This is a genomic window from Dietzia maris (assembly GCF_014144855.1).
GTDB lineage: Bacteria > Actinomycetota > Actinomycetes > Mycobacteriales > Mycobacteriaceae > Dietzia > Dietzia kunjamensis.
The window spans coordinates 1-1,368 of the sequence record NZ_JAALDN010000092.1; the positions used below are offsets into that span (position 1 = coordinate 1).

Annotated in this window: 2 protein-coding genes; one reads left to right on the plus strand and one right to left on the minus strand. The window is 71.8% G+C overall.

Annotated elements, in window-relative coordinates; all coding sequences use genetic code 11:
• On the minus strand, nt 1-850 hold an 850-nt coding region (locus G6024_RS03790; RefSeq protein ID WP_067718305.1), incomplete at its 3' end, for an ABC transporter ATP-binding protein.
• 151 nt (nt 851-1,001) lie between these two features.
• On the opposite strand from G6024_RS03790, the gene G6024_RS03795 reads away from it, so the two are divergent.
• Nucleotides 1,002-1,368: maltotransferase domain-containing protein (locus G6024_RS03795; protein ID WP_159148088.1), on the plus strand; the 367-nt coding region annotated here is incomplete at its 3' end.

Below are 1,368 nucleotides of genomic sequence, written 5' to 3' on the forward strand. Positions count from 1 at the left end.
ATGCCCGTGGTGCCCGCCGGTGCCGGCCCGAGCGGCGCGCCCGGCGCGCGAAGTAGCGTCCGTCGATCGCGTCCACGACGATCGACTGGGAGAAGGCCCTGCTGAGATTGTCGGAGGTGATCACCTCGTCGATCAGCCCCATCGCGGTGACCTCGCCCTCCGCCAGGAGCATGGCGTGGGTGAACCCCGGGGGGATCTCCTCCACGTGGTGGGTGACCAGGACCGTGGCGGGGGCGTCCGGATCCATCGCCATGTCCCCGAGGCGGGCGACCAGGTCCTCCCGGCCGCCCAGGTCCAGCCCCGCCCCCGGCTCGTCGAGGAGCAGCAGTTCGGGATCGGTCATCATGGCGCGGGCGATGAGCACGCGCTTGCGCTCCCCCTCGGAGAGGGTGCCCCAGGTTCGCTCGGCCAGGTGCTCCGCCCCGATCGACTCGAGGGTGTCCGCGGCGCGCTCGAAATCCTCCGGGTCGTACTTCTCCCGCCAGCGGCCCAGCACGGCGTATCCGGCGGAGATGACCAGATCCTGCACCACCTCGTCGCCGGGGATGCGACCGGCCACCGCGACCGACGACAGGCCGACACGGCTGCGCAGCTCGGTCACCTCCGTCCGGCCCAGCTGCTCCCCGAGGATGACGGCCGTCCCCGTGCTCGGGTACTCCAGGGCCGAGGCGATCCGCAGCAACGAGGTCTTGCCCGCGCCGTTGGGGCCGAGAACCACCCACCTCTCGTCCAGTTCCACCTGCCAGGACAGGGGCCCCACGAGGGACGTGCCGTCCCGCCGGAGCGAGACGTCGCGGAGGTCGAGGACGAGGTCGGGGTCGATGTCGATCAGGGTGCTCACGACGCCCATCTAACCGGTAATCGGGAGGACGGGTGGCGAAGAACACGGCCGTGCAGGTGAACGCCGACTCGGGCACCCCTGAAGGATCGGCCCGACTTCGCTAGCGTCGTGGAGGTGACGCCGCCCACCGCGGCGCCCACCCGCCGAGAGGAGCACCGACGTGAACGACCGTCTGGCCATCGATGAGGTCCGCCCCCTCGTCTCCTGCGGGAGGTTCCCGTCCAAGTCCGTGGTCGGGGAGATCCTGCCCGTCTCCGCGATCGTCTGGCGCGAGGGCCACGACGCCCTGTCCGCCAGCCTGGTCGTCCGCCGACCCGGCGGCGCGTCCTCCCGCACCACGATGGTGCCCGGCACCGAGCCGGACACCGTCCACGCGCTGCTGCCCACGGATGTGGCGGGGATGTGGTCGTTCCGGGTGGAGGCGTGGTCCGACCCGTTCGCCACGTGGCGCAGCGGCATCGTCAAGAAGATGGCCGCGGGCCTGGACTCGGGCGAGCTGGGCAACGAGTTCGAGGTGGGCGCCCGCG